Origin of the sequence: Streptomyces sp. NPDC048506, assembly GCF_040651315.1 — a bacterium.
Lineage (GTDB): Bacteria > Actinomycetota > Actinomycetes > Streptomycetales > Streptomycetaceae > Streptomyces.
The window spans coordinates 13,412-39,080 of the sequence record NZ_JBEZIX010000039.1 but is presented as its reverse complement, the minus strand read 5'-3'; the positions used below and the strand labels follow the sequence as shown (position 1 = coordinate 39,080).

The following is a 25,669-nucleotide window of genomic DNA, read 5'->3' as shown; positions in this document are numbered from 1 at the left end:
CACGTCCGGCGTCGGCCCGGGCGGGAAGGGGCACCGATGGCCGCGGGATATGCGGAGCTGCTCAGGACCCGGTACGCGCTGCGGCTGCTGACGGGGACGCTGGTCGGACGGCTGCCGAACGCCACGGCGGCGCTGGCGGTGGTCCTGTTCGTACGGGCCGAGGGCGGCGGCTACGCGCTGGCCGGTGCGCTCACCGCGGTCTACGCCGTCTGCAACGCGGTCGGCCAGCCGCTGCTCGGCCGGGCCGTGGACGTACACGGGCAGCCGCGGGTGATGCTGCCCGCGTCGGTGCTCTCGGCTCTCGGGATGGCACTGCTGGTCGTGGTCGGCCCGGAGGGGCGGTGGCCGGCCTTCGCGGCCATGGCGATCGCCGGTTTCTTCACCCCGCCTCTGGAGGGCGGGCTGCGGGCGCTGTGGCCGGGGGTGCTGAGGCGTCCGGAGCGGGTGCACGCCGCGTATGCGCTGGATGCGGTCGCACAGGAAGTCATGTTCGCGGTCGGGCCGTTGCTGGTGACGCTGTGCGTGGCGGCCTGGTCGGAGGGGGCGGCGCTGCTGGTGATCAACGGCATCGGGGTGCTCGGCGCGCTCTCCGTCGTCGTCTCGGAGCCGTCCCGGCGGTGGCGCAGCGGGCCGCGCGAGGCGCACTGGCTGGGGGCCCTGCGGTCGGCCGGGATGCTGGTGCTGATCGGCGCGTTCTTCTTCGTGGGGCTGGCGCTGGGGTCGATAGCGGTCGCGGCGGTGGCGTACGCCGACGAGCACGGCGGTGGGATGGTGTCCAGCTGTCTGTTGTCCGCGCTCGGCGTCGGTGCGCTGGTCGGCGGTGTCGTCTACGGTGCGCGGGAGTGGCCGGGGTCGCCGGAGGGGCGGTTGCGGCTGCTGGTCGGGCTGCTGGCGCTGGGGTACCTGCCGCTGGCGCTGGTGCCCGGTGTGGCGGTGATGACGGTGCTGGCCGGGGTGGCGGGGGTGTTCCTGGCGCCGGCGCTGGCCTGTGCGTTCGTGGTGGTGGACCGGCATGCGCCCAAGGGCACGGTGACGGAGGCGTTTTCGTGGCTGGTGACGACGTTCGGTGTCGGATCGGCGGTGGGTACGTCGGTGGCGGGGGCGATGGTGGAGCGCGGTGGGGCGGCGGCGGGTTTCGCGGTGGCCGGTGCGGGTGGCCTTGTCGCGCTGTCCGTCTTTTTGTCGACGAAGCGATTTCTTGGCGAACCGGTCCGACCCACGGTGGATGCGGGCCCGGCGGAAAATGATCGAAACGGGGCCGTCGAACCCGGTTTCAGAGCAGGCCATCAGGCGTAATGTTCAGTCATGGACCGCCGCATTTTCGGGCTGGAGAACGAGTACGGCGTCACGTGCACGTTCAGGGGACAGCGCCGACTGTCGCCTGACGAAGTGGCGCGGTACCTCTTCCGCCGTGTCGTGTCATGGGGCCGCAGCAGCAATGTGTTCCTGCGGAACGGCGCCCGCCTGTACTTGGACGTGGGTTCGCACCCGGAATATGCAACTCCCGAGTGCGACAACGTGACCGAGTTGGTCACCCACGACAAGGCCGGTGAGCGCATTCTCGAAGGCCTGCTCGTCGACGCCGAGCGCCGCCTGCATGAGGAGGGAATCGCGGGCGACGTCTATCTCTTCAAGAACAACACCGATTCGGCGGGAAACTCCTACGGATGCCACGAGAATTACCTCGTTGCCCGGCACGGTGAGTTCTCCCGGCTCGCGGACATCCTCATTCCGTTCCTCGTCACCCGCCAGCTGCTGTGCGGTGCGGGCAAGGTGCTACAGACTCCAAGAGGCGCCGTCTACTGCGTGAGCCAGCGCGCGGAGCACATCTGGGAGGGCGTCTCCTCGGCGACCACCCGCTCCCGCCCGATCATCAACACCCGGGACGAGCCGCATGCGGACGCCGAGCGGTACCGACGACTGCACGTCATCGTCGGTGACTCCAACATGTCCGAGACGACGATGATGCTCAAGGTCGGCGCGACGGACCTGGTACTGCGGATGATCGAGGCCGGTACGGTCATGCGCGATCTGACGCTGGAGAATCCGATCCGGGCCATCCGTGAGGTCAGCCACGACATCACGGGACAGCGCAAGGTGCGGCTGGCCAGCGGGCGGGAGGCGTCCGCGCTCGAAGTCCAGCAGGAGTACTACGAAAAGGCCGTGGACTTCTGCGACCGCCGCGGAATCCGCACCGGCACCGTCGAGCGGGTCCTGGAACTGTGGGGCCGAACGCTGGAGGCGATCCGGGACGAGGATCTCGACCGCATCTCGACCGAGATCGACTGGGTGATGAAACACCAGCTCATCGAGCGCTACCGCGCCAAGAACAACATCACCATGTCCCACCCGCGGGTGGCGCAGATAGACCTCGCGTACCACGACATCCACCGCCGTCGGGGGCTCTACTACCTCCTGGAGCGGAGGGGGCAAGCGGCGCGGATCTGCAACGACTTGAAGATCTTCGAGGGCAAATCGGTGCCGCCGCAGACGACTCGGGCGCGGCTGCGCGGCGACTTCATTCGCCGGGCCCAGGAGCAGCGCCGTGATTTCACGGTCGACTGGGTGCACCTCAAGCTCAATGACCAGGCGCAGCGCACGGTCCTGTGCAAGGACCCGTTCCGTTCGGTGGACGACCGGGTGGAGAAGCTGATCGCCGGGATGTGACCCGCGGGGAATGCGGAGGTGTGCCGGGAGCGCGCGTGGCTCCCGGCACATTGCTGTGTTGTGCCGGGGAGGGCCCATAGGGACAGGTCGTAGAGTGACGGACACTGCCCACACCCCACGAGCCCGAGTTGGACTGATGAACCTCATGAAAAACACCCGTCGCGCCGCCGCGGCAGCGCTGACTGTGCCCCTCCTGCTGTTCACCGCCGCCTGCGGGTCCGACGACGGCAAGGGCTCGTCCGGCGAAGCCGTCGTCAAGGTCGAGGGCAAGGCGGGCGCGGAGCCCAAGATCACGGTACCGAAGGGCGCCAAGCCGTCCGACACGGCCGTCACCAAGACCCTCATCAAGGGCGACGGCGCGGTCGTCAAGAAGGGCGATGTGGTCCGGCTGGACTTCTCGGCGCGGACGATGAAGGGCGACAACCTGGGCAGCACCTGGACGCCGCAGCCCGGTGCCAAGCCGGGGGCCGCGCGCACCCAGGTCGTCAGCGAGGTCAGCGACCAGGCGGCGCAGCGGATGCTGCCGCAGAAGGTGATGGCCGCGGTGGCCGGGCAGAAGGTCGGCAGCCGGTTCGAGGTCGAGGGCACCGCGAAGGCGCTGATCGGCGAGGGCCTGAACCCGCAGTCCGGCGTCAAGCCGGGGGACGGCCTGGTGTGGGTTGTCGACGTGGTCGGTGCGGAGAAGGTCGACAAGAAGGCGAAGGCCGAGGGCACGCAGGCGGCGCCGGAGAGCGGGATGCCGGAGGTGAAGGCCGAGGGCGACAAGGCCGCGACCATCACCATCCCCAAGGGCGAGAAGGCTCCCGAGGACCTCAAGGTGCAGGTCCTGATCAAGGGGAAGGGTCCCGAGGTGAAGGCCGGGCAGGGGCTGATCGCCCAGTACACCGGTGTGAAGTGGGAGAACGGCAAGAAGTTCGACTCGTCCTGGGACCACGGTGGTGCGACCGCGTTCCAGATCGGCACCGGGCAGGTCGTCCAGGGCTGGGACAAGGCGCTGGTCGGCAAGCACGTGGGTGACCGGGTGGAGATCGTGATCCCGCCGAAGCTGGGTTACGGCGCGGACCCGCAGAACGAGCTGGCGAAGAACACCCTGGTCTTCTCGGTCGACATCGTCGGCACGGTCTGACGGAGGCCACGCCAAGATCTGCAAGACTGGCCCGGTAATCGTAAAGATTCGCAAGTAGGAGCGCATTCGTGAACATCGACAAGCCCGAGATCGACTTTCCTGAGGGCCCGGCTCCCACCGAGCTGGAGATCGTGGACCTGACGGAGGGCGACGGGCCGGTCGCCAAGGCCGGGGACATGGTCTCCGTCCACTACGTCGGCGTGTCCTTCAGCACCGGCGAGGAGTTCGACGCGAGCTGGAACCGCGGCAAGCCGCTCGAGTTCCAGCTGGGCGCCGGCCAGGTCATCGCCGGCTGGGACCAGGGTGTGCAGGGCATGAAGGTCGGCGGCCGTCGCCGGCTGACCATTCCGCCGCACCTGGCGTACGGCGAGCGCGGCGCGGGCGGCGGTCGGATCGCCCCGAACGAGACGCTGATCTTCGTCTGCGACCTGGTCGCCGTCTGAGGACCGCTGCCGGTCGCGGACGGCGACCGGTGGGCTCCCTCCGAGGCCCGTGCCACCCCTGGCACGGGCCTCGGCTTTTGCCGCACGCACCCCGAGCGGTACGGTCAACGGTCGGGAGTTCAACGAGAAAGGGCGTCGATGGCCATTGCCAAGGCCGAGCGGCTGATGAACCTGGCGCTGTGCCTGCTGGGGACGCGACGCCCGCTGACCAAGCGCGAACTCAGGGGGTCCATCGAGGCGTACGTCGAGGCCTTCGGGTCGGGGAGCGGTGCGGCGCACAGCGAGGACTCCTTCAACCGCATGTTCGAGCGGGACAAGGACGACCTGCGCGAGCTCGGCCTGGTCATCGAGACCGTCGAGGGCATCGAGGGCGACATCGGCTACCTCGCCCGCCGGGACAGCAACCGCCTGCCCCCCATCACCCTGGACGCCGAGGAGGCCGCCGCCCTCGGGCTGGCCGCCAAGGTCTGGCAGCAGGCCCGGCTGGCCGGCGCCGCCAGTGGCGCGCTCCAGAAGCTGCGGGCGGCCGGGATGCCGCTGGCCGCGGACGGCGAGGAGTACGACACGGGCCAGCCGCACAGCGCCCTGGAACCCCGTATCCCCACCCATGAGGCCGCCTTCGAGCCGCTGATGCTGGCCTGCCGCGACCGCCGTCCGGTCGTCTTCGACTACCGCAAGTCGACCGCCGCGCACCCCGAGCAGCGGCAGGTCGAACCCTGGATCCTGGAGTGCTGGCGCGGGCACTGGTACGTCGCCGGCTTCGACCGCGACCGCAAGGCGGAGCGGGTCTTCCGGCTCTCCCGGATCACCGGCAAGGTCCGTTCCCGGCAAGGGAAGTTCACCGCGCCGGTGCCCGATCACGTCACCGTCCGCGAAACGGTCGAGAGCTGGGCCGGGGAGACCGCCACCGGCACCGCCCGGATCAGGCTCCGCGCCGAGCACGGCTATCCGCTGCGGGCCCGTGCGCTCTCCGTCGACGACCTGGGCGACGGCTGGGACGAGCTGGAGATCCCCTACGGCCACGGACTCGACGCCTGGCTGGTGGAGTTCGGGCCCGACGTGGTGGTACTGGAACCCGCCGAGCTGCGGGCCGATGTCATCGACCGGCTGCGCGCCGTGGCCAAGGGCTGAGAGGGACGGGAAGCGGACTCCATGGCTACCAACGCGATCGACCAGACCCGCCGGATGCTGTCGCTGGTGACGTATCTGCGGGAGCGCCCCGGTGCCCGGGTGGGCGACGTCGCCCGCGCCTTCGGCATCACCGAGGACGAGCTGATCGCCGACCTCGACGTCCTGCCGATGTGCGGTACCAGCTTCCGCGGCGGCGACCTGCTGGACATCGACACCGACGGCGACCGGATCTGGTGGCACAACCCCGACGACGTCGCCGAACCGCTCCGGCTGGCCGCCGACGAGGCGACCGCCCTGCTGGTCGCGGCCCGCGCGGTGGCGACCCTGCCCGGGCTCCGCGAGGGCGACCGGCAGGCGCTGCTGCGGGCCACCGCCAAGCTGGAGGCGGCGGCCGGTGAGGCGGCCGGCGCCAGCTCCCGGCTCTCGGTGACCTTCGAGTCGGAGGGCGGCGTCTTCGCCGACGTCGACCGGGCGATCGCCGAGCGGCGGCGGCTGTGGCTGCGCTACTACTCCCCGGCCCGCGACGAGCTGACCGAGCGAGAGGTGGACCCGATCCGGCTGTTCGCCGTCGGGCACACCTACATGGAGGCCTGGTGCCGCCTCTCGGAGGCCCGGCGCACCTTCCGGCTCGACCGGGTCGCCGAGATCAAACTGCTGGAAGCGCCCGCCGACCCGCCGCCGATCGAGCTGCGGGACCTGTCGGAGGGCCTGGTGCAGCCGGCCGCCGAGGACCCCGAGGTGTTGATCGAGGTCGGTCCGGGCGGCCGCTGGGTCGCCGAGTACTACCCCCACGACAGCGCCGAGGAGCTCCCCGACGGCGGGTTGCGCATCACCCTGCGCACGCCCGATCCGGCCTCGCTGCGGCGGCTGGCGCTGCGGCTGGGCCGGGACGGCCGGATCGTGGCGCCGCAGGCGCTCGCGGACAGTGCGCGGCGCGCGGCGGAGCAGGCGCTCGCGGCGTACGGCGCGTGAGCGCCGCGGGCGATCGGGCGGGGCGCGGGGCGCAGCGAGAAGGAGGAGGCAGCGAAGGATGACGACCACGATGGCCGGCGCAACCGCTCCGGTGCTCTTCAAGGCGGCGTGCCCGGACTGCCGGGGCCGCTTCGAACTGGACTCGGGCGCCTTCCGGCTGGCGATCGGCGCCAGCCGGAAGACCACCTTCTACTCCTTCACCTGCCCCGACTGCGGACGGGCGGTGCGCAAACCGGCCGGGGAGCGGATCGTGGAGCTGCTCACCGGTGGCGGGGTGCGCACCCTGCGGCTCCACACCGGCTGACCGATAGGCTCGCCCCATGCTCTGGCCCATGATCGCAATCGCCCTCGGCTTCCTCGGGATCGCCGTCCTGGGCGTCCTCGCCGCCCGTGTCCTCGTCGAGGTGCGGCGGCTGGCCCACCAGGTCGGGGCGGTCTCGGAGCGGATCCAGCGGGCGGCACAGGATCTGGAGCGGGCGGCGGTGCCGCTGGCCTCCCGGATGCACCAGGTCGGCCGGGACTGACCGGCGCCGGGCCGCCCGGCCGAGACGTCGCCGCAGGCGCCGGCACTCTGCTGTCGCGGGGCACGGAGAGGTAGGCTGCATCCGCGGTTCAGACAGCGCGGCGGTCGGGGCAACCAGGAGGATGCAAGGGGATTGCCCGGCGTTCACCACCGAACGTTACGATCGCTTCCGCACCAGGACGCCAGTCCGACCCATCGGCAGGCACCACAGCAGACGCCGCCCCGGCGAGAAGGTAGTCGCACATGCTCAGCAACCTGAGGGCCCCCGAGATCATCCTGATCCTCGTTGTCATTGTGCTGCTGTTCGGCGCGAAGAAGCTTCCGGACATGGCGCGTTCGCTCGGCAAGTCCGCTCGTATCCTCAAGAGCGAGGCCAAGGCGATGAAGAAGGACGGTGAGGCGGACGGCGGTGCCGCGACCACGTCCGAGGCTCCCGCCGAGGCCGCCCAGCAGGCCCCTCGTACGATCCAGGCGGCCCCCGGTGATCTCAGCAGCTCGCGCCCCGTGGCCGAGCCCACGCAGACCACCAAGCAGGGCTAACCGAACCGATCCCGTCGCCCCGCCCGGTTCGGGACGGCTGATGCACGAGACGAGGAAGTGGGTTGCTCAAGTCTGCCCGCAAGCAGGAGAAGGACCCCGAGGGGCGGATGCCGCTCGCGGCGCACCTGCGTGAGCTGCGCAACAGGCTGCTGAAGTCGGTGTTGGCGATCTGTGTGGTCACCGTCGTCGCCATGTGGCAGTACGACGCGATCGCCCACTTCATCACCGGGCCGGTCATCGATGCGGTCGGCTGCGGGCGCGGCAGCGTGACCGCTCCGCGCAGCCACCCGTGTGCGGAGGTCACCGCCAACGGTCTGCTGGCGCCGTTCACCATCCTGCTCAAGCTGTCCCTCACGGTGGGCGTCGTCGGCGCCAGCCCGATCTGGCTCTACCAGCTCTGGGCCTTCCTCGCACCGGGTCTGCACCGGCACGAGAAGAAGTACGCGCTGAGTTTCGTCGCCGCCGGCGTGCCGCTCTTCCTCGGCGGCGCCTACCTCGCCTACGCGGTGCTGCCGACCACGGCGGGCGCCCTGGTCGGGCTGACACCCGACGACTGGGCCAACCTCTTCCCGGCCGACGAGTTCTTCGACATCGTCACGCGCATGATCGTGGTCTTCGGCCTCGCCTTCGAGCTGCCGCTGCTGCTGGTGCTGCTCAACTTCGGCGGGGTGGTCACCGGGCGCCGGATCATGAGCTGGTGGCGGTTCATGGTCCTCGGCATCACGATCTTCGCGGCCGTCGCCACCCCGACCGGTGACCCGCTGACCATGTCTCTGCTGGCCGCCCCGATCGTGGTGCTGTACTTCGGTGCCGCCGGCATCTGCCTGTTCAACGACCGCCGCCGCCGGCTGGGCAACCCGGACGCGGGGCTGAGCGATGACGAGGCCTCCGCGCTGGATCTGACGCCGTCGGACGTCGGGGAGATCGAGCCGGTGTCGTCCCGGCGGATGCTGCCGGGGCAGAGCAGTCGGGAGCCGGGTGACGACGGGTCGCACGGCCACGGCGGCTTCGACGACGTGACGTGACGTCCGTGACCTCAGGTGGCGGCCCCCGCGCTCGATGAGCCGGGGGCCGTCCCCGTTGCCGGGTGGCCCGGGGCCCGCCCGGGTAAAGCCCCGACATAAAGATCGGGTCGTTGTCAGAGGTGGCCGGTAGTCTCGTAAGCACGATGACCGAGGACATGTCCCCTGCTGAGCGCTATGCCGCCGCCAAGCTCCGGGCGGCCGAGCAGGCCACCGCACTCGCCCCTTTCCGGGAGTTGTACGACTTCGATCTGGACCCGTTCCAGGTCGAGGCGTGCCAGGCCCTGGAGACCGGGAAGGGCGTGCTGGTCGCGGCCCCCACCGGATCCGGCAAGACGATCGTCGGCGAATTCGCCGTCCACCTGGCTCTGGAACAGGGCCGTAAATGCTTCTACACCACGCCCATCAAGGCGCTGTCGAACCAGAAGTACCAGGATCTGGTCAAGCGGTACGGCGCCGACAAGGTCGGCCTGCTGACCGGCGACAACAGCGTCAACTCCGAGGCCCCGGTGATCGTGATGACCACCGAGGTGCTGCGGAACATGCTGTACGCCGGTTCGCAGTCGCTGATCGGTCTCGGCTATGTGGTGATGGACGAGGTGCACTACCTCTCCGACCGCTTCCGCGGCGCCGTCTGGGAAGAGGTGATCATCCACCTCCCCGAATCCGTGACGCTGGTGTCGCTGTCCGCGACGGTCTCCAACGCCGAGGAGTTCGGTGACTGGTTGGACACGGTTCGTGGCGACACCGCCGTGATCGTCTCCGAGCACCGCCCGGTGCCGCTGTGGCAGCACGTCCTCGCCGGTCGCCGGATATACGACCTGTTCGAGGAGCGGGACGGTCAGGGCGGCGGCCGCCGGGAGGTCAACCCGGACCTGGAGCGGCTGTCCAGGATGGAGAACAGCCGGCAGACGTTCGGCCGGGACAAGCGCCGGGGCCGCGCGCTGCGCGAGGCGGACCGCGAGCGCGAGCGGCGGCAGCGCGCCCGGGTCTGGACGCCGAGCCGGCCCGAGGTCATCGAACGCCTCGACAACGAAGGCCTGTTGCCGGCGATCACGTTCATCTTCAGCCGCGCCGGCTGTGAGGCGGCCGTGCAGCAGTGCCTCTACTCGGGCCTGCGGCTCAACGACGCCGAGGGCCGCGAGCAGGTCCGTCGGATAGTCGAGGCGCGGACGGCCGGTATCCCCGACGACGATCTCCATGTGCTGGGCTACTTCGAATGGGTGGAGGGCCTGGAGCGGGGCATCGCGGCGCACCATGCGGGCATGCTGCCGACCTTCAAGGAGGTCGTCGAGGAGCTCTTCGAAAAGGGGCTGGTCAAGGCCGTCTTCGCCACCGAGACGCTGGCGCTGGGCATCAACATGCCCGCGCGCTCGGTGGTGTTGGAGAAGCTGGTGAAGTGGAACGGCGAGCAGCACGCCGACATCACCCCCGGCGAGTACACCCAGCTGACGGGTCGGGCCGGCCGCCGCGGCATCGACGTCGAGGGCCATGCGGTGGTGCTGTGGCAGCGGGGGATGAATCCGGGCGCGCTGGCCGGTCTGGCCGGGACGCGGACGTATCCGCTGCGGTCGTCCTTCAAACCGTCGTACAACATGGCGGTCAACCTCGTCTCGCAGTTCGGCCGGCATCGTTCGCGGGAGCTGCTGGAGATGTCCTTCGCGCAGTTCCAGGCCGACAAGTCGGTGGTCGGGATCTCCCGGCAGGTGCAGCGGAACGAGGAGGGGCTGGCGGGCTACCGCGGCTCGATGACCTGCCACCTCGGTGACTTCGAGGAGTACTCCCGGCTGCGGCGCGAGCTGAAGGACCGGGAGACCGAGCTGGCCAAGCAGGGCGCGGCGCAGCGTCGGGTGGCGGCCGCGGCGGCGCTGGAGAAGCTCAAGCCCGGCGACGTCATCCACGTGCCGACCGGGAAGTACGCGGGTCTGGCGCTGGTCCTCGACCCCGGTATGCCGTCGGGGCGCACCAACGGCCACCGCGGGTTCGACGCGCACGACGGCCCGCGGCCGCTGGTGCTGACCGCCGAGCGGCAGGTGAAGCGGCTGGCCTCGATCGACTTCCCGGTGCCCGTGGAGGCGCTGGAGCGGATGCGGATCCCCAAGTCGTTCAACGCCCGCAGCCCGCAGTCGCGCCGTGATCTGGCGTCCGCGCTGCGGACGAAGGCGGGGCACATCGCGCCGTCGCGGCACCGCAAGCAGCGCTCGACGGCGGCCGACGACCGCGAGATCGCCCGGCTGCGGACGGCGATCCGCGCGCACGCCTGCCACGGCTGTGCCGAGCGGGAGGACCACGCCCGCTGGGCCGAGCGCTACCACCGGCTGCTGCGGGACACCCGGCAGCTGGAGCGCCGTATCGAGGGCCGGACGAACACCATCGCCCGCACCTTCGACCGGATCTGCGCGCTGCTGACGGAGTTGGACTACCTCGAAGGGGACACGGTCACCGACGAGGGCCGCCGACTGGCCCGGCTCTACGGCGAGCTGGACCTGCTGGCGAGCGAATGCCTGCGTGAGGGCGTCTGGGAGGAGCTCGGCCCGGCGGAGCTGGCGGCCTGCGCCTCGGCGCTGGTGTACGAGGCGCGGCAGGCGGACGACGCGGTGGCGCCGAAGCTGCCGTCCGGCAAGGCGCGGGACGCGCTGGGGGAGATGGTCCGCATCTGGGGCCGGTTGGACGCCCTGGAGGACGAGCACAAGATCAGCCAGGCGGAGGGCGTCGGCCAGCGCGAGCCGGACCTCGGCTTCGCGTGGGCGGCGTACCGGTGGGCCTCCGGCTTCGGCCTGGACGAGGTGCTCCGTGAGGCGGAGATGCCGGCCGGTGACTTCGTCCGCTGGTGCAAGCAACTGGTCGACGTCCTCGGGCAGATCGCGGCGGCCGCCCCGCCGGGCGGCTCGGTGGCGCGCAACGCCCGCCGGGCGATGGACGGGGTGCTGCGGGGCGTGGTGGCGTACTCGTCGGTGGGCTGAGCGGTCCGGGCCGGGGCGGGTGTCCCGGCGTGCGACGGTGACGGCGACGGTGCCGCGCTCCCGCGACGGGAGCGCGGCACCGGCTTTTGGTGGCCCCATGGCCGTCGGTCGCCGGCGAGCCGCTGATGGGCCGCTCGTCGTGCGGTGCGTGACGGGGCGTCGAGCGGGCGGCCGGGTGCGCGGGGTGACGGAGGTGACGGATCGTCAACTCGTCGTGCCCGCTGTGCTGGTCGTGCCGGCTGTGCCTGCCGTGTTCGCCGTGTCCGTCGAGTACCCGCCGTCGACCCCGCTGGGCCCGACCCGCCGCCGTGCGCGGAGTCGGACGGCCGCCCGGAGCCCGATGAAGAGCAGGACGCCGAAGGGGGAGAGGAGCACGGTCAGCACCAGCAACGGCCCCATCACCAGCGGATGGATCCCCAGCGCACGGGCCTCGCGGTACATCCACTGGCCCAGGAACAGGTCCCAGGCGATCACCTGGGCCCAGAGGGCGCCGGCCCCGCCGGAGAGCCGCATCAGCTCCTGGAAGCCGGCCAGGTCGGGACGGCTGACCGCGGCCCACAGCTGCGGGAACACCGGTACGGCCAGGGCGAGGTAGACCGCGATGACCGGCAGCAGCGGCAGCGGGGAGGCGGCGATCCGGTCGGTCCACCGCCGGCCGGGGGCCAGGATCAGCAGCGCCCAGAACGGCGCCGCGAGGACGAAGGCCAGGTCGAAGAGGGTGCTTTCGGTCATGCGGTCAACTCCGTTGCGGGGGTGTCCGTTGCGGGGGTGGGGGAGTGCGGCTCGCCGATGGCCGGTGCGGGTGGGGGCGCGGCGCCCTCGCCGCGCTTGCCGCCCTCGTCGCGGTCGTCGTGGTCGTGGTGCTCGGTCGCGGGGCGCCGCAGCGCCGCGTACGCCCCGGCCGCCGTGGCCGCCGCGAGGGCGCCCAGTGCGCCCAGCGTCGCCCCGTCCGGGTGGATCAGTGCCTGGCCGCGCAGCGCCTGCCAGGTGACCAGCGTCAGCAGCCCGGCGGCGAGGCCGGCCGCGACCAGCACCAGGCGCAGCCGTACCCGCTCGCCGCGCAGTCGGGGGAACCGCCTGGCCAGCGCCTCGACCCCGTACAGGAACAGCGGCAGGGCCTGGAGGGCGTGCATCCCGACGAAGTGCGGGATGCGCAGATCGCCGCCGGTGGTGTTCCAGCCGGTCAGCGGCATGGCCGGGCCGCCGTCGGGGACGCCGACGCTGTGCGCGCCGACGATGGTGGACAGGCTGCCGGCTGCCCGCTGCTCCGGTGTGGGGATCAGCATCAGGCCGCCGAGCAGCAGCCCGGCCAGGGCGAGCAGCAGTCCGAGGCGGATCGCCCAGGTGGTGGCCCGGTCGCCCAGGCGGGCCCGGCAGAGCAGGGCCGCGATGACCAGGGTGCTCGTCCACAGCACCACGATGGTGAGGCCCATCGCCGCGAACAGGCCCCGGTCCAGGGGGGTTTCGATGTTGAAGTGGCTGCGCCGGCCGCGGAGGGTCTGTCCGGTGATGATCGCCATCTCGACCAGTCCGGTCACCACGATGGCGTGCGCCGCCCATGTGCCGGCCCGGCTCGGGGTGGCACGCCGGGACAGCATCCAGGCGAGCGTCAGGGCGTAGGCGAGGAAAGACACCGCGAACTTCAGCGGCTTGAACCAGATCGGCGCCCCGACCAGCACCCGGTCGTCGACGATCAGGCCGACGGCGGAGACGACGGCCAGTGCGGCCATCGCCCAGGCGAAACCGAGCAGCGAACGGTATCTGGACATAAGGGCCCCCAGGCAGAATAGATAGTGGAGCTTTCCGCTATCTGATAGCTGGACTATCTATGATGGGTGGGCGAATTGGCAAGACCGGGAGCGGGCGGGGGCTCCCGGGGAGATGGGTGCCGGGGCTCGGTCCCGGCCCGGGAAAAGGTGGCGGATGCGCATCGGGGAGCTGAGTCGGGCGACAGGGGTCGCGATCCCGACGATCAAGTACTACGTCCGGGAGGGACTGCTGCCCGCGGGCCGGCTGACCAGCCCCAACCAGGCCAGCTACGACGACGGTCACGTCCGTCGACTCCGGCTGATCCGTGGGCTGATGGACGTCGGCGGACTCTCCGTCTCGGCCGTCCGCGAGGTGCTGGCCGCGGTCGACTCACCCCAGGGGGAGGTGCACGAGATCCTCGGTGTGGCGCAGGACGCGATCACCCCGAAGCCGGCCGCCACCCCGGACGGCATCGAGGACGCACGCCGGCAGGTGGCGGAGATGATCCGCCGGCGCGGCTGGCGGGCCACTGCGGACAGCCCCGCCGGCGAGGCTCTGGCCGCTGCGCTGGCCACCTTCCGGGGCATCGGGCACGGCACGTTCGAGGAGATGGTGGACGACTACGCGGACGCCTGTGAGCGGGTGGCCGCCGCCGATCTGGCCTGGGTCAGCCGCTATGCGGAGGTCGACGGCCTGGTGGAGAGCGTGGTCGTGGGGACCGTGCTGGGCGACACGGTCCTGATGGCCATGCGCCGGCTGGCGCACGAGGACGCGTCGGCGCGGCAGTACGAGACGGGACCGGGAGGCGCCGGGAAGGCCGGCGGTGCGGCGCCGGGTGGTGCGGCACCAGGTGGTGCGACGCCGGGTGGTGCTGCGCCGGGTGGTGCTGCGCCGGCCTGAGCCGGCCTGAGCCGGCCCGGGGCGTCCGATGGACGTCAGGGCACCAGGGGGCCGTCCAGGATCCGGCGGCCGGCCCGCTGGTCGCCCTCCCAGGCGAAGGCCGGCGCGCCGGCCGGTATGCGCCCCCAGAGCAGCAGCAGGAGGTCCGGTGCGGTGCCGGCGAGCGTCGCGACCGGGGCGCCGGGGCCGTAGGTCCACGACGCCCCGGTGTCCGTGGCCTCCAGGCGCAGCGCGTACGACGGCGGGGCCGCCCGGCCGCGCGCCGTCTGACGGGGCGCCAGCGTGTCGCACACCTCCGCCACCCCCTCGCCGGCCAGTTCCGGATCGAGCGGGCCGGCCGTGCCGCGCGCGTGTTGGGCGTCCCAGCGGTGCACCAGCGCCTCCAGGCAGCGACGCCGCTGCCAGAAGCCGACGGTGTGTGGTGGGTGGAACGTCCAGGCCGTGGTGGTGGGGTCGGTGTTCAGCGCCGCCCACAGCGTGGCGGACGCCTTGTCGAACCACCGCAGCAGACCGGCCGGATCGTCCGGCGCCGCCGGGGACGGGACGTCCCCGCGCCGCTCGGTGACGGCCGACGCCGCCCGGAGGTTCCCGTGCGCCAGGTGCGCGGCCAGCTCGCCCAGCGTCCAGGGCGCGCAGTGCGCGACCGGGGCGGACAGGTCGCCGTCGAGGCAGGCGCGGAAGGCGTCCAGCTCGCGGCGCAGATGGTGCAGCAGGGCGGTGGCGTCCATGCCCCGAACGTAGCCGACGCCACTGACAGCGACCGCCCCGGCGGCCGGGGCCGGATCGCCGGGCGCACCGAGGAGTTGACGGTGGGTCAGGAGGCCGCTGCCGGCGTCGTCTCCTGTTCGGCCTCCACCTGCTGGTTCCAGTCGCGCTTGGCGGCCTGCCAGCCGTCCTCGTCGTGGCCGGCGCGCCAGTAGCCGGAGAGGGACAGGTCCTCGCGGGGGACGCCGTGCTCGACGCGGAGAAGGTGTCGGAGCTCCTTGACGAAGCCGGCCTCGCCGTGGACGAACGCCTGGACCCGGCCGGGCGGGAAGGCCAACGCCCGTACGGCGGCGACCAGTTCGCGGCCGACCGGCGCGGAGCCGCGGTGCAGCCAGGTGATCCGGGCGCCGGCCGGAGCGTCCAGCTCCTGCTCCTCCTCCGCTCCTGCGACCTCGATGAACGCGTGCACGGGGACACCGGCGGGCATCCGGGCCAGGGAGGCCGCGATGGCCGGGAGGGCGCTCTCGTCGCCCGCCAGCAGGTGCCAGTCGGCCGTGAGGTCGGGGGCGTACGCGCCACCGGGGCCGAGGAGGAAGACCTCGTCGCCCGGCTCGGCGGCGGCCGCCCACGGCCCGGCCAGGCCCTCGTCGCCGTGCACCACGAAGTCCACGGTCAGCTCGCGGCTCCCGGCGTCCCAGGCGCGCACGGTGTACGTACGGGTCCTGGGCCACCGGTTGCGCGGGAATTCGGCGCGGATCTGCGCGATGTCGAACGGCTCGGGATACTGCACGTCGGGCAGCGGGAAGACCAACTTGACGTAGTGGTCGGTGTACTCGCCGGCCGTGAACTCCGCCAGCCCGTCGCCGTCGAGCACCACCCGGACCATGTGCGGGGTGAGTCGCTCGGTGCGCTGCACCCTGGCGCGGTGCACTGTGGGCTTCTTGCGGGACGGACGCTCTGCTGCCACGGCAACTCCCCTGACGCGAGGTTTGTTAGGTACACCTAACCTAACAGGTCATCGGTGAAGCGTGACGAGCAGGCGCTGGAGGGCGCCGCCGAGGCCCCACTGCGTGGCCAGGGCGTCCAGGCGCTCGGGGTCCGCCGGCTCCACCGGGAGGGCGTGGTCGACGTCGGGGACGGCGACGTCGGTGGCCACCTTGACGACCTTCGGGGCGACCGCGAGGTACGGGCGGGCCTCCAACAGCCGCGCGCGCTGGGCGGGGGTCACCTTCGAGGCGGGGTCCTCGGCGGCGGCCATGATGCCCGCGAGGTCGCGGTAGCCGGCCAGCAGCTTGGCGGCGGTCTTCTCGCCGATCCCCGGTACGCCCGGCAGGCCGTCGCTGGGGTCGCCGCGCAGCAGCGCCAGATCGGCGTAACCGGGGCCGTCCACGCCGTACTTCTCGTGCAACAGCGCCTCGTCGGTGATCTGTAGCGTGCCGACGCCCTTGAGGGGGTACAGGACGCGGATGCCGCGCCGGTCGTCGACGAGTTGGAAGAGGTCGCGGTCGCCGGTGACGATGTCGACCGGGCCCGGTGCCCGTGCGGTCAGGGTGCCGATGACGTCGTCCGCCTCGTAGTCGGCCGCACCGATCCGGGCGATGCCGAGCGCGTCCAGGACGTCCTCGATGATCGGGACCTGGGGCGAGAGGGTGTCGGGGATCTCCTCCTCGTCGGGCTCGGCGGAGCCGGCCGGGGCCTCCTCGGCGACCCGGTGCGCCTTGTAGGAGGGGATCAGGTCGACCCGCCACTGCGGGCGCCAGTCGAAGTCCATGCAGGCGACCAGGTCATCGGGGTGGTGGTCCTGGACGAGCCGGGCGATGAAGTCCAGCAGGCCGCGTACCGCGTTCACCGGCGTGCCGTCCGGGGCCCTGACCGATTCCGGTACCCCGAAGTAGGCGCGGAAGTAGAGAGAGGCGGTGTCGAGGAGCATCAGGCGTCGAGTCACATCCCGCATGATGCCGTATGCCCCAAACGTCACACGGATGTGATCCGGAACACCGATGTGTTTGCGCCGGATAAAGGAGGGCAGGCGCGCAAACCGGAGTGGACCCGGTGGAGACGACATGTCCCCACCGGCGCCAGACGGGCCGAACCCGTCCCGCTCCACGACCTGCCTGCGGGGGTGGCAGGTCGTTTTACGTGCGACAAGAGAGGTATATGTGTCCAGGCTGCAAGCCGAGCATCTGTACAAGGTGTTCGGCAGACGACCCGAGGACGCGGTCCGCAAGCTCGAAGCCGGCGCCGGCCGGGACGAACTGCGGGCCGAAGGCACCACCGCCGCCGTGATCGACGCCTCGATCGAGGTGGACGAGGGCCAGATCTTCGTCGTCATGGGGCTGTCCGGATCCGGCAAGTCGACGCTGCTGCGCATGCTCAACGGGCTGCTGGAGCCGACCGCGGGAACCGTCCGGTTCGACGGCCAGGACCTCACCTCGCTCAGCGACAAGGAGCTGCGCCGGGTCCGCTCCGAGAAGATCTCCATGGTCTTCCAGCACTTCGCGCTCTTCCCGCACCGCAGCGTGCTGGAGAACGCCGCCTACGGCCTGGAGGTGCAGGGCGTACCGCGCGCCGAGCGCGAGCGACGCGCCACCGAGGCGCTCGCCCTCACCGGCCTCGAGGGCTGGGAGAAGTCCTGGCCCGACGAGCTGTCCGGCGGTATGCAGCAGCGCGTGGGCCTGGCCCGGGCGCTGGCCACCGACGCCGACCTGCTGCTGATGGACGAGTCCTTCAGCGCGCTCGACCCGCTGATCCGCCGCGATATGCAGGACCAGCTGCTGGAGCTCCAGAAGACGCTGAAGAAGACCATCGTCTTCATCACCCACGACCTCAACGAGGCGATGCGGCTCGGCGACCGGATCGCCGTGATGCGCGACGGCCGGATCGTCCAGACCGGCAGCGCCGAGGACATCCTCGTCCGGCCCGCCAACGACTACGTCGCCTCCTTCATCCAGGACGTGGACCGCAGCCGGGTGCTGACCGCCGGTGCGGTGATGGCCGAGGTCGGCACGGTGCTCGGCAGCACCACGCCGGAGGGCGGGAAGCTCGGCACGGCGGCGGAGTTCCGCGCCGCGGCCCCGGCGACCGTCGGCCTCGACACCCCGCTGGTGGAGCTGTTCGCGCCGTGCGCGCAGAGCAGCGTGCCGGTGGCGGTGGCCGACGAGAAGGGCGCGCTGGTCGGTGCGGTACCGGCCGAGCGGCTGCTGGCGGTGCTCGGCGAGCCGGGAGCCGACCAGGGCCCGGCCACGGCCGCCGGCCGGCCCGCCCGGCGCGCGGCCGAGGCCGCCGCGGGGACGCCCGGGGACGAGCCCGAGGGCAAGGTGATCGCCAGTGCCTAGGATCCAGATCGGCAGCTGGGCGAACGACGCCGTCAACTGGCTGCGGGACAACCTCGACTGGCTGTTCACCCTCATCACCACGGTGCTGAACGGCCTCTACGACGCCATCCACACGGTGCTCGCCGCGCCCGAGCCGCTGCTGCTGGCCGGCATCCTGGCGGTGCTCGCCTGGTGGCTGCGCGGGCTGCCGGCCGCGGTGCTCACCTTCTTGGGCTTCGCCCTCATCGACTCCATCCAGCAGTGGGGCCCGACCATCGAGTCGCTCTCGTTGGTGCTGGTGGCCTGCCTGATCACGGTGGTGGTCGCGGTGCCGCTCGGCATCTGGGCGGCCCGCAGCCGGGTCGTCGGCGGTGCGCTGCGCCCGGTGCTGGACCTGATGCAGACGATGCCGGCGATGGTCTACCTCATCCCCGGCATCCTCTTCTTCGGCCTCGGCGTCGTGCCCGGCATCGTCGCCACCATCGTCTTCTCCATGCCGCCCGCGGTCCGGATGACCGAGCTCGGCATCCGGCAGGTCGACGAGGAACTCGTCGAGGCCGCCGAGGCGTTCGGCACCCACCCGCGGCGCACGCTGCTCCGCGTCCAGCTGCCGCTGGCGCTGCCCACGATCATGGCCGGCATCAACCAGGTCATCATGCTGGCGCTGTCCATGGTCGTGATCGCCGGCATGGTCGGCGGCGGTGGTCTGGGTTCCTCCGTCTACAACGCGATCAGCTCCGTCAACGTGGCCCTGGGCGCCGAGGCCGGTCTCGCGGTGGTCATCCTCGCCATGTACCTGGACCGGATGACCGGCGCGCTCAACCAGCGGGTCTCCCCGCTCGGCCGGCGCGCGCTGGCCAAGGCGCAGGCCTCGCTCGGCGGGCTGAAGTTCCTGCACTGGCGGCCCGCCACCTCGGTGGCGACGGTCGGCGTGGTGGTGCTCGCGCTGCTCGCCGGCGGGCTGTCGCTGTTCGGGCAGCACGACGGGCAGGGCGGGGGCGGCAACGGCCGTCCGGTCCGCCTGGGGTACGTCAACTGGGACGAGGGCAAGGCCACCACGTACCTCTGGAAGGAGATCCTGGAGCAGCGCGGCTACAAGCCCACGGTGCAGGCCCTGGAGGCCGGCCCGCTGTTCGCCGGGCAGGCCCGCGGCGACATCGACGTGCAGACCAACGCCTGGTTGCCGACGACCCACGCCTCGTACTGGAAGAAGTACCGGGACCAGCTGGAGGACCTCGGCGCCTGGTACGACAAGACCTCGCTGGAGATCGCGGTCCCCTCCTACGTCAAGGGCGTCAAGACCCTGGACGACCTCAAGGGCCGGGCCGGCGAGTTCGGTGGCAGGATCACCGGCATCGAGCCGGGCGCCGGCGAGATGAAGATCCTCAAGGAGAAGGTCCTCAAGGACTACGGCCTGGACGGCGCGTACAAGGTCCAGGAGTCCAGCACCGCGTCCATGCTCAGCGAGCTGGACCGGTCGATCCGCCAGAAGAAGCCGATCGCGGTCACCCTGTGGTCGCCGCACTGGGCGTACGACAAGTACCCGCTGACCAAGCTGAAGGACCCCAAGGGCTCGTTCGGCTCCGGTGACAGCCTGCACCTGCTCGGCCGCAAGGGCTTCGCCAAGGACGAGCCCGAGGTCGCCCGGTGGATGAAGGGCTTCCACCTGGACGAGAAGCAGCTCACCAGCCTGGAGAACGACGTCAAGAGCGCCGGTGAGGGCCATGAGCAGGACGGTGTGCGCAGCTGGCTGAAGAAGCACCCCGGCCTGGTCGACAGGTTCGCGCCGGCCGGCAGGGCCACGTACGCCAAGGGCAGGGACGCCGGCAAGGCGCCGAACATCGGCTACCCCGCGTGGGACGAGGGCATCGCCACCACCTACCTGTGGAAGAGCGTGCTGGAGAAGCGCGGCTACCGGCCGAACATCCGCAACCTCGACATCGGGCCGATGTGGACCGGGCTGTCCACGGGGCAGATCGACGTGCAGACGGACGGCTGGCTGCCGGTGGCGCAGAAGCAGTACTGGGACAAGTACCAGCAGGACCTGGTCGACGTCGGGGCGTGGTACGACAAGACGTCGCTGGAGATCGCCGTGCCGTCCTACGTCAAGGACGTGAAGACCCTCGACGACCTGCGGGAGCACAAGGACGAGTTCCACGGCAAGATCATCGGGATCGAGCCGGGGACCGGCGAGATGAAGCGGCTCAAGGACACCGTGGCGCCTGCCTACGGGTTGCAGGACTTCGAGGTCACCTCGGCCGGCACCAGCGCGATGCTGGCGGAGCTGGACCGGGCGTACCACAAGAAGGAGCCGATCGCGGTGGTCCTGTGGTCGCCGCACTGGGCGTACAGCAAGTACCACCTCACCAAGCTCGCGGACCCCAAGGGCAGCTGGGGCGCCAACAACCAGATCAAGACGCTCGGCAACAAGAGCTTCCCGAAGAAGTTCCCGGAGTTCTCCGGCTGGCTGAAGAACTGGAAGATGAGCGCCGACGAGCTCGGCAGCCTGGAGAAGGCCGTTCAGGACGCCGGCAAGGGCCATGAGAACGAGGGCGTCGAGAAGTGGATCGACGACCATCCGGGCATCGTCGACGAGATGGCGCCGGTGAAGTAGGCGAAGTAGGTGAAGTAGGCGCCCACGGCGCGGAGTTCACCCCCCGGTGCGAGCCCCCGTCCGACCGCTTGGGTTCCAGTGGTCGGACGGGGGCTCCCCGCTGTTCCCGCCGGCTCCCCGCTGGTCCCGCCGGCGCACCGTTGATCTCGCAGGCTCCCCGCTGTTCCTGTCGGCGCACCGCTGTTCTCCCACGCTTCCCGCTGTTCACTCGGGCCCCGTACGCCTCGTGCGCCCCGTCACCTGACCGGCCGCGGTCGCCTCGCGGGGCGGGGCGGCGGATGGTTCGCTGAGGGGCGTGATGTCCGCCCGCCCCGCCGTCGTCGCCCTGATCAGCGCCGCCGCGCTGGGCCTCGCCGCGCCCGTCGCCTCGGCCCGGGTCGAACCGGATCCGATGGCGGCCGGGCAGCGGGTGAGCATCAGCGACGGCCGGCAGTGCGTCGCCGCCCGCAGCGCGCGGGCGGCCTCGGCGCTCTTCGGCTCGGTGGTGCTGCGGCCGGACGAGCGCGGACTGGCCGCCGACGCCCGGGTCGCCGAACGGGCGACGCCGGGGCGCTATCAGGTCACCATCGAATGCGCGCCGGGCGGAGCGACGTTCACCGAGACCGTGACGGTGCGCAACGGACGGGTGGAGGGGGTGAACATGGTGCAGGCAGCCGGTGGTCTGGCGTTGTTCCTGTTGGCCGGCAGCGCGGCGTTCCTGCTGCGCCGGCGTGGCGTCGTCGGACGTTCCTGAGAAGCGGGCCGTGGGCCGTGTGCCGGCCGTACCGTGGACGGATGACCTCTCACAGGCCCGTCCGGCGGGTGGTGTCGCTGGTGCCCTCCCTCACCGAGGCGGTGGCCGCCTCCGCCCCCGAGCTGCTGGTCGGCGTCACCGACTGGTGCAGCCATCCGGCGGGGCTGGACGCCGCCCGGATCGGCGGCACCAAGAACCCCGACACCGCGGCCGTCGCCGCCCTGGCGCCCGACCTGGTGATCGCCAACGAGGAGGAGAACCGCCCGCCGGACCTCGCCGCCCTGCGGGCTGCCGGGCTGGAGGTCCTGGTGACCGAGGTGCGGACGCTGGACCAGGCGTTCGGCGAGCTGGCGCGGGTCCTGGTCGGCGCCTGCGGGCTGCCCCGGCCCGGGTGGCTGGACGCCGCCGAGGCCGCCTGGCGGGACCTGCCCGTGCGGCGGGACGGGCCGGCCGCGGTGGTGCCGGTCTGGCGGCGGCCGTGGATGGTGCTCGGTCGGGACACCTTCGCCGGGGACGTCCTCGCCCGCCTCGGCGTACGGAACGTCTACGCCGGCCACGCCGAGCGCTACCCGCGCATCCCGCTCGCCGAGCTCACCGCCGGCCCCGCCGAGCTCGTCGTGCTCCCCGACGAGCCGTACCGGTTCACCGCCGACGACGGCCCCGAGGCGTTCCCGGGCCTGCCCGCCGCGCTGGTCGGCGGCCGCCATCTGACCTGGTACGGACCGTCGTTGGCGCAGGCCCCCGGCGTCCTGGCCCAGGCGCTGGCCGCGGCCCGGTAACGCCGCGCCGCGGGACCGGCCGCCCCGCCGGACGGGGCCCGGACGTGGCCCGGACGGAGCCGCCCTACGGCTGCACCGGTGCGGGCGCCGTGAGCAGCCGTCCGTGCACCAGCCCGCTCGCGGTGCGGCTGCCGGCCACCGCCACCGCCGTCACCAGGACGGCGAACAGCGCCACGGCCAGCCAGCCGAAGGCGTGCACACCGGTGTGCCGGGCCAGTCCGGCGGCTCCCGTGACGCAGGTCCCGAGCGGGAAGGTGAAGCCCCACCAGGTCATCGCGAAGCCCATGCCGTTGCGGAAGGCCCGGACCACCAGCGCCGCCGCGATGGCCAGCCACAGCAGCGCGAAGCCCATCACCGGCACGCCGTAGAGGACCGCGAAGGCGCCCATGGCGTGTGCGGTGCCGGTGTCCACGACGCCGGGGGCGACGCCGGCGAGGTTGTTCACCGCGGTGGTGGACTGCCCGAGCGGGCCGAGGACGAGGAAGAGGGTGGGGGTGAGGGCGAGCGGCAGCGGACCGTGGTGGAGGAGTCGGGACAGCACCAGCGGGAGCACCAGCAGCGTGGCCAGCAGGGACATCCCGAACAGGGCGTAACAGGCCAGCAGCAGGGCCTGTCGCCACTGGCCGGGCGGCAGATGGGGCACCAGGGCGGGGCCGAGGGCGGCCGAGACCATGGGGGCGACCAGCGGGAGGATCCAGACGGGGGTGGCGCTGCCCGGCTCGATGCGGTGCCGGGTCACCATCAGGTACGGGATCACCGCCGCGCCCACGAGGCCGATGAGGGTGCCCAGGCTCCACAGGACGATGTCGGCGGCGAGGGCGGCGGGCTCACCGATGACGTCCCGGCCCACCGCGAGGGTGCCGCCGCCGACCGCCATCAGCGCCATGGCCAGACAGCCGTAGAACGGGGCGACGGCCGGGTCCAGGAGGTGGCGGCGCGCCTGGTCGGCGTGGCGCAGCCAGTGGACGGCGCGGGCCGCCAGCAGCATCAGCAGCATCACGGCCGACAGCGCCCAGACGAGCTGGTAGGCGGCGCGCAGACCGGGGGCGGCGAGCGGGAGGGCGGCGCCGGCGTTGGCGACGATGGCGGTGCCCATGACGGCGGCGTACCAGTTCGGCCCCAGGTGACGGACCGGGCTGTGCGGCCGCGGGGCGGCGGGGGCGGGGCGGGAAGGTGCGTGCGTGAGGGTTGCCATGCGACCAGCGTCGTCCCGCCGCGCGGCGCTCACCAGGCACCTTGCGTCTATGAGGGCATAAGCTGAGGTTATGTGCAGGGGGACTTATGGGTGCTGAGATCGAGCCCACCGCCGTACCGCTGTCGCACCGGGTGCCCGACCTCGGTGCGCTGGAGCTGCTGCTCGCCGTCGCCCGGCTGGGCAGCCTGGGGCGGGCCGCTCGGGCCCGGGGGATCAGCCAGCCCGCGGCCAGCAGCCGGATCCGGTCGATGGAGCGGCAGCTGGGGGTGGCGCTGGTCGAGCGGTCGCCGCGCGGCTCCCGGCTGACCGACGCCGGGGCGCTGGTGACGGACTGGGCGCGACGGGTGGTGGAGGCGGCCGAGGCGTTCGACGCGGGCGCGCAGGCGCTGCGCGGGCAGCGCGACTCCCGGCTGCGGGTCGCGGCGAGCATGACCATCGCCGAGTACCTGCTGCCCGGGTGGCTGATCTCGCTGCGGGCGGAGCTGCCCGGGACGGCCGTGTCGCTGCTGGCGGGCAACTCCAGTGCGGTGGCCGAGCGGCTGTTGGCCGGCGAGGCGGACCTCGGGTTCGTGGAGGGGCTCCAGGCGCCGGCGGGGCTGGACGGTGCGGTCATCGGGCACGACCGGCTGGTCGTGGTCGCCGCGCCGTCGCACCCGTGGACCCGGCGCCGCGGTGAGCTGACCCCCGCCGAACTCGCCGGGACCCCGCTGATCCTGCGGGAGCGCGGCTCCGGCACCCGGCAGGTGCTGGACGCGGCGCTGGCCGGGCACGGCGGGCTGGCCGAGCCGCTGCTGGAACTCGCCTCGACCACCGCGGTGAAGGCCGCGGTGGTCAGCGAGGCGGCGCCGTCGGTGCTCAGCGAGCTGGCGGTCGGTGAGGAGCTGAACGCCCGGCGGCTGGTGGAGATCCCGGTGCGGGGGCTGCGGCTCGGCCGTGATCTGCGGGCCGTGTGGCGGGCCGGCCAGCGGCCCGCGGGCCCGGCCCGTCATCTGCTGGGGCTGACCCGCGGGACGTCCTGAGCCGGAGCAACGTCGGGCGGCCGGGGGCGGGTTGACCGGCGCACGGCCGGCGGCCGGGTCCTCGGGAACCGCATTGATCGCGCCACACCGGAATCGCTAGGGTGTGCGAATCGGTGTGGCGTCGACCGCGCCCACCTCGACCACAAGGGGGAACAACCGCATATGAGGCTCAAGTTCATGGCACCCGCCGTCGTCTCGGCGGCGCTGGTCGGTACCGCCTTCATCGGCGGTACCGCCACGGCCGCCACGCCCGGAGCGGCGCGACAGGTCGTGGCGGCCGGGACCGCGTCGGCTTCCTGCGTCTCCGCGGAGGCGCAGGAGAGCGTGAAGATCCGCAAGGACAAGAAGGTGAGCAGCACCGCGCTCGGGCTCTTCCCCAAGGGCGCGAAGGCCTGCACGGTCGGCTCCAGTCAGACGGGCGGCTCGTACAACCTCTGCAAGCACCGGGACAACACCTGGACGAAGATCTCGTACCGGGGCATCCGCGGCTGGATCCCCTACTACTGCGGGGCCAGGGAGCTCTGAGCCGGCCGGTCACTCCTCCGGGGACGTCCCCCGCGCCGCCGCCACCAAGGCGTCCATGACGCGTGGGTCGTCCCCGGCCTCCGGGTGCCACTGCACCCCCAGCGTGAAGGCCCGGCCGTCCGGCAGCTCCAGCGCCTCGACGGTGCCGTCCTCCGCGTAGGCCGAGACCAGCAGCCCGCTGCCGAGCCGGTCCACCGCCTGATGGTGGTACGTCGGTACGGAGACCGGCTCGGGCAGCGCGCGACTGAGCAGTGTCCCCGGGACCGGCTTGACGTCGTGCCGGTCGAAGACCCCGGGCGGCCCGGCGTGCCCGTCGAGGTGCTGGACGAGCGTGCCGCCCAGCGCCACGTTCAGCAGCTGGAGCCCGCGGCAGATGCCCAGCAGCGGCACCCCGTCGGTCAACGCGGCCTCGATCAGCGCCAGTTCCCAGGCGTCTCGGTCCAGGGACGGCGGACCGGTCCTGGGGTGCGGCTCCGCGCCGTAGCGGGCCGGCGCCACGTCCGCGCCGCCGGCGATCACCAGTCCGTCCAGCCGGGCCACCGTCGCCGCAGCGGTCGCCGGGTCGCCGGGCGGCAGCAGCGCGGCGAGGCCGCCGGAGCGCTGGACCAGCCGGGGATATCCGGCCGGGACCAGCGCGGCGGGCAGACTCCACACGCCCCAACTGGCCTCCTGCTGGTAGGTGCTGATGCCGATGAGCGGCTGGGACACGGATCCTCCGATGGGGTGCTGATGCGTTCCGGCGCGGCTTG

At 72.1% G+C, this 25,669-nt stretch carries 25 protein-coding genes; 18 read left to right on the top strand and 7 right to left on the bottom strand.

The genetic code is table 11. From position 1 onward, the window contains the following. Positions 1-36: 36 nt before the first annotated feature. The 11 genes from AB0C96_RS28385 to AB0C96_RS28335 all read left to right on the top strand — a co-directional run bounded on the left by AB0C96_RS28385 (position 37) and on the right by AB0C96_RS28335 (position 11,387). The gene (locus AB0C96_RS28385) at positions 37-1,296 is read left to right on the top strand and encodes an MFS transporter (protein WP_362921102.1); all 1,260 of its coding nucleotides are present in this window, start codon (positions 37-39) and stop codon (positions 1,294-1,296) included. 9 nt (positions 1,297-1,305) lie between these two features. Further along, positions 1,306-2,667 carry a Pup--protein ligase gene (pafA, locus tag AB0C96_RS28380; protein WP_362921100.1) on the top strand — a complete coding sequence of 454 codons (1,362 nt, stop codon included), beginning with the start codon at positions 1,306-1,308 and terminating at the stop codon, positions 2,665-2,667. A gap of 136 nt (positions 2,668-2,803) precedes the next feature. Then, positions 2,804-3,793: an FKBP-type peptidyl-prolyl cis-trans isomerase gene (locus AB0C96_RS28375; RefSeq protein ID WP_362921099.1), complete on the top strand. Its 990-nt coding sequence runs from the start codon at positions 2,804-2,806 to the stop codon at positions 3,791-3,793. A gap of 68 nt (positions 3,794-3,861) precedes the next feature. Then, complete coding sequence (locus AB0C96_RS28370) at positions 3,862-4,236, top strand: FKBP-type peptidyl-prolyl cis-trans isomerase (RefSeq protein WP_362921098.1); 375 nt, start codon at positions 3,862-3,864, stop codon at positions 4,234-4,236. A gap of 138 nt (positions 4,237-4,374) precedes the next feature. Beyond that, positions 4,375-5,367: a WYL domain-containing protein gene (locus AB0C96_RS28365; RefSeq protein WP_362921096.1), complete on the top strand. Its 993-nt coding sequence runs from the start codon at positions 4,375-4,377 to the stop codon at positions 5,365-5,367. 21 nt (positions 5,368-5,388) lie between these two features. After that, positions 5,389-6,339 (top strand): WYL domain-containing protein, encoded by a 951-nt coding sequence (locus AB0C96_RS28360; protein WP_362921095.1) that lies wholly within the window; start codon positions 5,389-5,391, stop codon positions 6,337-6,339. Between the two features lie 58 nt (positions 6,340-6,397). Further along, entirely contained in the window at positions 6,398-6,643 is a 246-nt protein-coding gene (locus tag AB0C96_RS28355; RefSeq protein ID WP_362921094.1) for a hypothetical protein, read from the top strand. A 16-nt stretch (positions 6,644-6,659) separates the two neighbouring features. Continuing rightward, positions 6,660-6,863 (top strand): hypothetical protein, encoded by a 204-nt coding sequence (locus tag AB0C96_RS28350; RefSeq protein WP_362921093.1) that lies wholly within the window; start codon positions 6,660-6,662, stop codon positions 6,861-6,863. Positions 6,864-7,105: 242 nt separating this feature from the next. Next, positions 7,106-7,402 carry a Sec-independent protein translocase subunit TatA gene (gene tatA, locus AB0C96_RS28345; RefSeq protein WP_362921091.1) on the top strand — a complete coding sequence of 99 codons (297 nt, stop codon included), beginning with the start codon at positions 7,106-7,108 and terminating at the stop codon, positions 7,400-7,402. 62 nt (positions 7,403-7,464) lie between these two features. Next, on the top strand, positions 7,465-8,427 hold the full coding sequence (tatC, locus tag AB0C96_RS28340; RefSeq protein WP_362921090.1) for a twin-arginine translocase subunit TatC: 963 nt from the start codon (positions 7,465-7,467) through the stop codon (positions 8,425-8,427). 143 nt (positions 8,428-8,570) lie between these two features. Continuing rightward, on the top strand, positions 8,571-11,387 hold the full coding sequence (locus AB0C96_RS28335; protein WP_362921088.1) for a DEAD/DEAH box helicase: 2,817 nt from the start codon (positions 8,571-8,573) through the stop codon (positions 11,385-11,387). 204 nt (positions 11,388-11,591) lie between these two features. Here AB0C96_RS28335 and AB0C96_RS28330 read toward each other — a convergent pair whose 3' ends face one another. Then, entirely contained in the window at positions 11,592-12,119 is a 528-nt protein-coding gene (locus AB0C96_RS28330; protein ID WP_362921086.1) for an ABA4-like family protein, read from the bottom strand. Continuing rightward, entirely contained in the window at positions 12,116-13,117 is a 1,002-nt protein-coding gene (locus AB0C96_RS28325; protein WP_362921190.1) for a hypothetical protein, read from the bottom strand. Before AB0C96_RS28325 ends, AB0C96_RS28330 begins: the two co-directional genes overlap by 4 nt. A gap of 193 nt (positions 13,118-13,310) precedes the next feature. On the opposite strand from AB0C96_RS28325, the gene AB0C96_RS28320 reads away from it, so the two are divergent. Further along, entirely contained in the window at positions 13,311-14,036 is a 726-nt protein-coding gene (locus AB0C96_RS28320) for a MerR family transcriptional regulator (protein ID WP_362921085.1), read from the top strand. 35 nt (positions 14,037-14,071) lie between these two features. Here AB0C96_RS28320 and AB0C96_RS28315 read toward each other — a convergent pair whose 3' ends face one another. The 3 genes from AB0C96_RS28315 to AB0C96_RS28305 form a co-directional block, all read right to left on the bottom strand. Then, entirely contained in the window at positions 14,072-14,764 is a 693-nt protein-coding gene (locus AB0C96_RS28315) for a maleylpyruvate isomerase family mycothiol-dependent enzyme (RefSeq protein ID WP_362921083.1), read from the bottom strand. A gap of 86 nt (positions 14,765-14,850) precedes the next feature. After that, positions 14,851-15,708 carry a siderophore-interacting protein gene (locus AB0C96_RS28310; RefSeq protein WP_362921082.1) on the bottom strand — a complete coding sequence of 286 codons (858 nt, stop codon included), beginning with the start codon at positions 15,706-15,708 and terminating at the stop codon, positions 14,851-14,853. Between the two features lie 48 nt (positions 15,709-15,756). Continuing rightward, positions 15,757-16,671 (bottom strand): 5'-3' exonuclease, encoded by a 915-nt coding sequence (locus AB0C96_RS28305; protein ID WP_362921189.1) that lies wholly within the window; start codon positions 16,669-16,671, stop codon positions 15,757-15,759. Positions 16,672-16,900: 229 nt separating this feature from the next. Between AB0C96_RS28305 and AB0C96_RS28300 the strand changes: the two genes are divergently transcribed. The 4 genes from AB0C96_RS28300 (at position 16,901) to AB0C96_RS28285 (ending at position 22,181) form a co-directional block, all read left to right on the top strand. Then, positions 16,901-18,076, top strand: a complete 1,176-nt coding sequence (locus tag AB0C96_RS28300; protein WP_362921080.1) for a glycine betaine/L-proline ABC transporter ATP-binding protein — start codon at positions 16,901-16,903, stop codon at positions 18,074-18,076. Then, the gene (locus AB0C96_RS28295) at positions 18,069-20,669 is read left to right on the top strand and encodes an ABC transporter permease/substrate binding protein (RefSeq protein ID WP_362921078.1); all 2,601 of its coding nucleotides are present in this window, start codon (positions 18,069-18,071) and stop codon (positions 20,667-20,669) included. The genes AB0C96_RS28300 and AB0C96_RS28295 overlap by 8 nt, the downstream gene beginning before the upstream one ends. 298 nt (positions 20,670-20,967) lie before the next feature. Beyond that, positions 20,968-21,402 carry a hypothetical protein gene (locus AB0C96_RS28290; RefSeq protein WP_362921076.1) on the top strand — a complete coding sequence of 145 codons (435 nt, stop codon included), beginning with the start codon at positions 20,968-20,970 and terminating at the stop codon, positions 21,400-21,402. Between the two features lie 41 nt (positions 21,403-21,443). Beyond that, on the top strand, positions 21,444-22,181 hold the full coding sequence (locus AB0C96_RS28285; protein ID WP_362921075.1) for a helical backbone metal receptor: 738 nt from the start codon (positions 21,444-21,446) through the stop codon (positions 22,179-22,181). Positions 22,182-22,245: 64 nt separating this feature from the next. Here the strand turns inward: AB0C96_RS28285 and AB0C96_RS28280 are convergent, their stop codons facing one another. Beyond that, positions 22,246-23,376 carry a TDT family transporter gene (locus AB0C96_RS28280; protein WP_362921073.1) on the bottom strand — a complete coding sequence of 377 codons (1,131 nt, stop codon included), beginning with the start codon at positions 23,374-23,376 and terminating at the stop codon, positions 22,246-22,248. A gap of 86 nt (positions 23,377-23,462) precedes the next feature. Here AB0C96_RS28280 and AB0C96_RS28275 point away from each other — a divergent pair, with 86 nt between their 5' ends. Together AB0C96_RS28275 and AB0C96_RS28270 are read left to right on the top strand one after the other, a co-directional pair. Beyond that, positions 23,463-24,395 (top strand): LysR family transcriptional regulator, encoded by a 933-nt coding sequence (locus tag AB0C96_RS28275; protein ID WP_362921071.1) that lies wholly within the window; start codon positions 23,463-23,465, stop codon positions 24,393-24,395. 177 nt (positions 24,396-24,572) lie between these two features. Further along, complete coding sequence (locus AB0C96_RS28270; protein ID WP_362921070.1) at positions 24,573-24,920, top strand: hypothetical protein; 348 nt, start codon at positions 24,573-24,575, stop codon at positions 24,918-24,920. Positions 24,921-24,929: 9 nt separating this feature from the next. Here the strand turns inward: AB0C96_RS28270 and AB0C96_RS28265 are convergent, their stop codons facing one another. Then, positions 24,930-25,628: a gamma-glutamyl-gamma-aminobutyrate hydrolase family protein gene (locus tag AB0C96_RS28265; RefSeq protein ID WP_362921069.1), complete on the bottom strand. Its 699-nt coding sequence runs from the start codon at positions 25,626-25,628 to the stop codon at positions 24,930-24,932. Positions 25,629-25,669: the final 41 nt, after the last annotated feature.